The sequence below is a fragment of the Paraburkholderia sp. LEh10 genome (assembly GCF_017814945.1).
GTDB lineage: Bacteria > Pseudomonadota > Gammaproteobacteria > Burkholderiales > Burkholderiaceae > Paraburkholderia.
In genome coordinates this window covers 23,592-30,075 of the sequence record NZ_JAGIPX010000084.1, presented here as the reverse complement: position 1 = coordinate 30,075, position 6,484 = coordinate 23,592, and the positions used below count along the sequence as shown (strand labels likewise).

The following is a 6,484-nucleotide window of genomic DNA, read 5'->3' as shown; positions in this document are numbered from 1 at the left end:
GTTTCATGCGCTTATTGTGCCTGGCAGGCTTCGGGTTGAACAGCATGGCATGGGCGAGTTTTGAACACTTTCCCTAGAGAGTCCGGATATCAAGAGACGATATGAGTTATGCCGTCAGTGTGGAGAATATATTCAAGTCTTATCAAATGGGACGCCTGGAGGTGATGGGTCTGCACGACGTTTCAGTTCATATCGTGCCGTTGGCGTTGACCGTATTGAGCGGTCCGTCCGGAAGCGGCAAGACCACGTTGCTGAATATGATGGGCTGCATTGACCGACCGGATCTCGGTCGTGTCGTTATCTGCGCTCAGGACACGAGCGGATTATCGGACGATGCGCTTTCGGACTTTCGTGCGCGTCACATCGGGCATGTCTTCCAGAATTTCAATCTGTTGCCTGTCCTGTCCGCGTACGAAAACGTCGAGTATCCGATGCTGATGGCGCGTCTGCCCGTACGTACGCGGGCGCAGCGTGTCGAGGAACTGCTTGATGCCGTTGGGCTCGCGAAGAAGGCTCGGCGGCGTCCGTCGGAACTGTCCGGCGGAGAGCGTCAACGCGTAGCCATTGCGCGCGCACTGGCTGTCGAACCGCCGCTCGTTCTCGCGGACGAACCGACGGCAAACCTCGACAGCCAGACAGGCGCTTCGATCATTGAGCTCATGCGCCGGATGCAGCGGGAGCGACGGGTGACGTTCGTCGTGTCGGCGCACGATCCACAAGTGCAGGCGGCAGCCAACGAGGTCGTGCAGGTTCGCGATGGACGGATCGTGCGGGCCGTGTGCGTGAGGAGCCACGCGATATGAAACAAACGCTGATCCTCGCGCTGCGCAACCTGGAACGCAATCAGCGACGTTCGTTGACGACGTTGCTGGCAATCGTCATTGGCGTTTGCAGGATTCTGCTGTTCGGCGGCTTTAGCAAAGACATCCGGTTCGGCATGCAGACGGATCTCGTCCGGCACAGCGGCCATCTACAGGTCCAGCGAACCGGTTATTTCAAGTATGGCATCGGCAACCCAACGGCCTACGGCATACGTGACTATGTGCAGCTGATCGACATACTGCGCAAAGACCCAGTACTGCAACCGATGACACTCGTCGTCACGCCTACATTGCAACTGGGCGGCATCGCTGGCAATTTCGATGCGGGCGTATCGCGAACCGTCTATGCGGAAGGCACTGTGCCTGCCGATCAGACGCGTATGGAGGAGTGGAACGAATATGAATTCCCGCCTGATCGTCAACGATCGCCGCTGGAAGGCACAGCCGAAGATGCCGCCGTCATAGGAGAAGGGCTCGCGCGCGTCCTCCAGTTGTGCGCGCCGCTGCGTGTTGCGTCGTGCGAGACGCCACAGGTGCTTGCAGATGGCCGCGGGCAGCGCGCGGCTGTGGACGCGCCTCCCGACTTGCTGGCGCTTGCCAATGCAGAGGCGTCGACGCGGTCTGCGTCCGTGTCGAGCGCCCATATCGACGTGCTTGCGTCAAGCGCGCACGGCGCGCCAAACGTTGGAAGCTTTACGGTGGTCAAAGCCGAGCAGCAAGGTGTGAAGGAACTGGACGACATCTATCTTGCGCTGCATCTGCGGGCGGCAAAGCGGCTGATCTATGGCGCGGACGACCCGCGCGTGACGGCAATCCAGGTGGAGTTGCGGCATACGGAGCAGTTGCCCGCCGCGCAACGCCGCATCAGACAACTGCTTGAGGCCCGCTTCCCCGATCAGCCAATGGACGTGCTCGATTTCGCGACGCTCAATCCATCTTACGATCAGACGAACGCAATGTTCGATGTGATCTTCGGCTTTGTCTTTGTGTTGATCGGCGCAATCGTGCTGTTTGTCATTGCGAACACGATGAGTACCGTAGTCGTCGAGCGCACGGTGGAGATCGGGACGCTGCGTGCAATGGGTAATCGCCGCAGCGATGTCCAGCAGCTGTTCGTTTGCGACGGTCTGCTGCTCGGCCTGTTCGGCACAGCCGCGGGTGTCGTGGTTGCGCTATTGCTCGCGACCGCGATCAATCACAGCGGCCTCACGTGGACGCCGCCCGCGCGTGTCGATTCGATCGCGCTGACGGTACGTGTCGGGGGCCAATGGCTGGACATCGGGCTGGTGTTCGTGACGTTCGCCGCCGTGGCGGTGTTATCTGCGTGGTGGCCCGCTCGCAATGCGGCGCGGCTTTCCATCGTCGATGCATTGCGCCATGTGTGACTTTCAAACCAGTACTTTTTTGAGGAGGCGCTTCGTGCTTCGTTCGCTTTTTGTGGCGTTGTTAGTGGGTTGTGTTGCATCGTCGGTGGTTGCGCAATTCGCGCCAGACGCGCAGAAGATGCTTGCTGAAAGCGACTCGATCCGCTCTCCATCGAAGCCCTTTGTGCTGAATGCAGAGCTAAGTGAATATCGCGCCGGCAAGCAGGTCGACGGGAATTCGCTGCAGATATTCTCGAAGCCCGATGAGGGCGGTTCAACCTTTCGTACGCTGGTGCGTTTCGAGGCACCTGCGCGCGATGTCGGCAAGCTGATGCTGAAGAATGGGAACGACCTGTGGTTCTATGATCCAGCAAGCCAGGCAAGCGTGCGCATTTCTCCCGATCAGCGCCTGCTCGGTCAGCAATCGAATGGCGATGTGGTCACGACCAATTTTTCTCACGACTACACGGCGACACTGAAGGGCACGGAAGACGTGATGGACGGCGATCATCAGACTCGTCGCTGCAACCTTCTTTCGCTCGTCGGCAACGCGCCAGACCTCACCTACAAGCGCATCGAGATGTGGCTCGACGCGCAAAGCAATCGACCTGTGAAAGCGAAGTTCTATTCGGAGAGCGACCATCTGCTGAAGACGGCGTTTTATCGCGGCTACACGCCGCAGCTAGGCAATGTTCGGCCGACGGAGGTCGTCATCATAGACGGGCTCGATCCGGGCTGGGTGACAGTGATGCGCTCCAACTACGCGTGGCGCGAGATTCCCGATGCGTGGATGCAGCGTGATTACCTTCCGCGTTTCAAATCGCAATGAGTGCAACCCGGTCCGGCCTGCTGACGACGACAGCCGCGCTGCTCGCTCTCGCAGCGTGGCTGCCGCGGGATGCTGCGGCGAACGAAGCTGCTGAACCGGCAATGCCGAGTGATTCGGCTGACCAGACGGACGTCACGTCGTCCGGGCCGACGGTGCCCGCGACGACGGCCGATGCATCATCGTTGCACGCGGCTGACGCGCCTGCGCGCGGTCCCTCCAGCGGTGACGCAGACGCAGCGGCGCTCGATCTCGCGGACGCTTTACCCGTTCAGTCGTCGTCCGCCGCCGGTCATCCGTACAAGTACTTCGTGCAGGATGCCGTGCGAGAGAGCGGCTATCGCGATGCGCCGTCGTCACTACGCAATCAGCTGTCGTTCGATGTGATGTATCAGCAGGCGATCGTGCCGTCGGTGAACGTGAACGTCTCAGCGCGCTTCGAACACTTCATATTTCAGTTTTTACAAGATTACCTTATGGAAACATCCAGGGACGGATCCTATATTGTCAGCCTGTGAACCTGACAGGAGGTACGTATGCGCGACGAGTTCGTGCTGGATGGAAATATAAATGAAGTCGCCCGGTACCCGCTGTCGGTTCACGAGACGATAGGCAATACAAGCGCCGCGATGGAACCAGTTCTTAATCAAGAAATTTTCACGTCCATGTGCGAGGACCATGTCGATCTGGCGGCCCTTCGTCATTTTCTTATAAATCATCGGCCTGTCATTTATCGAATTCCGCAGCATCTGTCGATGAGAATGCGGAAGACCTTGGCGATAATCGCTGTTTCACCATGGGCCATACCCTGGTTGAGTCGCGCCTGTGCGATCGAACGGGCCATCCCGTTCAGTTGTGAATTTCTAAAGATGAGCCGCGATCGCCGTTGTGGACGGATCAAACGGACCGTGTGCCGAAACCAAAATAACTTCCTTGAATAATGCAGATGTCAGTGTCCTGTAAAAATGCCGTGCGCGCGATTGTCCCCTTCGTGTTAGTTGTGGCGACCGTATCGATGCTTTTGGTCGTTAGTCTGAACGTTATGTCAGCAATGCGCGCGTATATTGGAGGCGAGTCGGTATGGTCGAAGGCAGAAAAGGACGCTGTATTCAATCTGAGCGTTTATGCCCAGACGCGCGATTCTCTTTTCTACAAAAGATATCTGGAAGCCTTTCAGATAGTTGGCAACCTGCCCTGCGTCGCGCTCGTATCGCCATGCTTGACGGTGGATCGGTTGATCGGGGTATGGCCAGAACGTCGCTCGCGGCAAGTGAGATTCAGATCGATGACGTAGACAATCTGGTCTTGACCGCACGAGTGGTCCAACATCTTCCTTTCGTGAACGAGGCCATAGCCGCTTGGGCAGTCGGGGATGCCATCCTGGCGCGCTTGAATGACGTTGCGACCGAATTGCGGGAGCGTCACCAGCGTGGCGAGCTCACGCCAGAACTGGTCGACCAGTGTCAGCAGCAAATATTGAAGATCAATTCCGACGTCGCGCCACTGGCGCAAGAATTCGCAGACGCGATGGGCCGCTCGTTCAGGGTTTTCACTTTTGCGTTGATGCTATTTGACGTGGTGGCATTCGTATGTCTACTACTGATGGTGATGGTCTACGTCAATCTATCGACACGAAAACAAATGCGAATCAAGGACGCTTTACGAGAAACCGAGGCAAGAGCGCGCGTACCGCTGGAATCTATTTTTTCCGAAGCGGTGTTGATGGTCGATGTGAGTGGGCACGTCGGGTACATGAATGCAGCAGCGCAAGAGATGATTGATGTGAAGAACAGGTCATACGTGGGTCACTCGGTGGACCGGATCATCACGCTTGCGCATACGGACACTTCGCCAGTAAGTTCGATTACCGACGAGCTTTTCGATGCTGGGCGTACGGCGACGGAATCTGAATACCTGCTAAGGAAAGACGACGGCACCAAGATGTATGTGCATGCCTCTGCATCAAGCATCATGACGGGAGCGCTTGACGACAGGATGGTCGGTTATGTGTTGGTGCTCAAAGATATGACGCGGGAGAGAGTACATCAGCAATCTTGCGTGGCAAGCTGCACACGATGCGTTGACAGGACTGGTCAATCGACGGGAGTTTGAGCGGCAGCTGGCGGATCATCTCTCTGTTTGTAGGCACACTTTTTCGTGCGACTCTACATCGATTCTGCTTTACGTGGACCTGGACCGATTCAAGATGGTGAACGATACATGCGGCCACGCTGCAGGTGATCGCATGCTCGTCGAGATTGCGCTACTGATGGGGCATTGTCTTTCTGGAAATGACACGCTAGTATCCCGAGTTAAAAATTGATTGCCTTATTTGCGTTATGTACTAACCTGGGTTGCAGGGTTCGCAAATGAGCGAGGCAATGATGAGAGGAAGACCGAAGGCGCCACTGGTCGTGAGTGAAGCGGAACGCGAACAGCTCACGGCACTGACGATGCGGCGCAAGACCGCGCAGGCGCTGGCCTTGCGCGCACGCATTGTGCTGGCCTGCGCCGAGGGTATCGACAACAAGACGGTCGCGACAAGACAGCGTGTTACCTCGCATACGGTTTCGAAGTGGCGTTCGCGATTCATCAATCACCGCGTGGACGGGTTGCTCGATGCATCGCGTCCGGGAGCACCGAGGACGATCGAGGACGCGCAGGTTGAGGCGGTCGTCGCTCGCACGCTCGAGTCCGTACCCACGGGCGCGACTCACTGGAGCACGCGCACAATGGCCCGCGAGATGGGGATGTCGCAGACAGCCGTGTCGCGGATCTGGCGTGCCTTCGGATTGCAGCCGCATCGGCAGGAGACCTTCAAGCTCTCCACTGATCCATTTTTTGTGGACAAGGTGCGCGATATCGTCGGGCTGTACCTGGATCCGCCATTGAAGGCCATGGTGTTGTGCGTGGACGAGAAGAGCCAGATCCAGGCGCTGGACCGCACCCAGCCCATGCTGCCGCTGGCCCCGGGCATCCCCGAGCGACGCACGCACGACTATATGCGCCACGGCACGACCACACTGTTCGCGGCGCTGGACATCTCCACAGGCGAAGTCATTGGCGAACTGCATCGACGTCACCGCAGCAGTGAATTCCTGCAGTTCCTGCGCACCATCGAGGCCAACGTGCCACCCAACTGGACGTGCATCTGGTGATGGACAACTACGGTACGCACAAGACCTCCGCGATCAATACCTGGCTGGCTCGCCATCCGCGTTTTCATGCGCATTTCACCCCAACCTCCGCTTCATGGATTAACCAGGTTGAACGATGGTTTGCCACGCTCAGCGAGACATACATCCGCCGTGGCACTCATCGCTCCACCCGGCAACTCGAACAGGCGATTCGCCAATATATCCAGATCAACAACACTGATCCGAGACCTTTCAATTGGACCAAATCGGCCGATGACATCCTCGCCAGCGTCAAGCGATTTTGTCTACGAATTTCTAACTCGCGACACTAGCCCG

General features: G+C 57.6%; 7 protein-coding genes and 1 pseudogene. All 8 read left to right on the top strand.

Annotated elements, in window-relative coordinates; translation table 11 throughout:
- Nucleotides 1-101 precede the first annotated feature (101 nt).
- The 8 genes and pseudogenes from J8I87_RS38460 to J8I87_RS38425 all read left to right on the top strand — a co-directional run bounded on the left by J8I87_RS38460 (nucleotide 102) and on the right by J8I87_RS38425 (nucleotide 6,480).
- The gene (locus J8I87_RS38460) at nucleotides 102-803 is read left to right on the top strand and encodes an ABC transporter ATP-binding protein (RefSeq protein ID WP_209937624.1); all 702 of its coding nucleotides are present in this window, start codon (nucleotides 102-104) and stop codon (nucleotides 801-803) included.
- Nucleotides 800-2,206, top strand: a complete 1,407-nt coding sequence (locus tag J8I87_RS38455) for an ABC transporter permease (RefSeq protein ID WP_209937622.1) — start codon at nucleotides 800-802, stop codon at nucleotides 2,204-2,206. The genes J8I87_RS38460 and J8I87_RS38455 overlap by 4 nt, the downstream gene beginning before the upstream one ends.
- A gap of 118 nt (nucleotides 2,207-2,324) precedes the next feature.
- Nucleotides 2,325-3,014, top strand: a complete 690-nt coding sequence (locus J8I87_RS38450) for an outer membrane lipoprotein-sorting protein (protein ID WP_245254469.1) — start codon at nucleotides 2,325-2,327, stop codon at nucleotides 3,012-3,014.
- Nucleotides 3,011-3,529, top strand: coding sequence for a hypothetical protein (locus J8I87_RS38445; RefSeq protein ID WP_209937620.1), 519 nt, complete (start codon nucleotides 3,011-3,013; stop codon nucleotides 3,527-3,529). The genes J8I87_RS38450 and J8I87_RS38445 overlap by 4 nt, the downstream gene beginning before the upstream one ends.
- Before the next feature lie 18 nt (nucleotides 3,530-3,547).
- Entirely contained in the window at nucleotides 3,548-3,952 is a 405-nt protein-coding gene (locus tag J8I87_RS38440; RefSeq protein WP_209937619.1) for a hypothetical protein, read from the top strand.
- A gap of 139 nt (nucleotides 3,953-4,091) precedes the next feature.
- On the top strand, nucleotides 4,092-5,123 hold the full coding sequence (locus J8I87_RS38435) for a PAS domain-containing protein (protein ID WP_209937618.1): 1,032 nt from the start codon (nucleotides 4,092-4,094) through the stop codon (nucleotides 5,121-5,123).
- A complete protein-coding gene (locus J8I87_RS46500; protein ID WP_209937617.1) occupies nucleotides 5,092-5,334 on the top strand; it encodes a diguanylate cyclase domain-containing protein in 243 nt (80 codons plus the stop codon). Before J8I87_RS38435 ends, J8I87_RS46500 begins: the two co-directional genes overlap by 32 nt.
- 46 nt (nucleotides 5,335-5,380) lie before the next feature.
- A pseudogene (locus J8I87_RS38425) lies at nucleotides 5,381-6,480 on the top strand (IS630 family transposase).
- Nucleotides 6,481-6,484 lie beyond the last annotated feature (4 nt).

Excerpts from the sequence above, each read along its gene's own strand:
- J8I87_RS38460 (WP_209937624.1), top strand. The coding sequence starts at position 102 with ATGAGTTATGCCGTCAGTGTGGAGAATATATTCAAGTCTTATCAAATG.
- J8I87_RS38455 (WP_209937622.1), top strand. The coding sequence starts at position 800 with ATGAAACAAACGCTGATCCTCGCGCTGCGCAACCTGGAACGCAATCAG.
- J8I87_RS38450 (WP_245254469.1), top strand. The coding sequence starts at position 2,325 with ATGCTTGCTGAAAGCGACTCGATCCGCTCTCCATCGAAGCCCTTTGTG.
- J8I87_RS38445 (WP_209937620.1), top strand. The coding sequence starts at position 3,011 with ATGAGTGCAACCCGGTCCGGCCTGCTGACGACGACAGCCGCGCTGCTC.
- J8I87_RS38440 (WP_209937619.1), top strand. The coding sequence starts at position 3,548 with ATGCGCGACGAGTTCGTGCTGGATGGAAATATAAATGAAGTCGCCCGG.
- J8I87_RS38435 (WP_209937618.1), top strand. The coding sequence starts at position 4,092 with ATGGTCGAAGGCAGAAAAGGACGCTGTATTCAATCTGAGCGTTTATGC.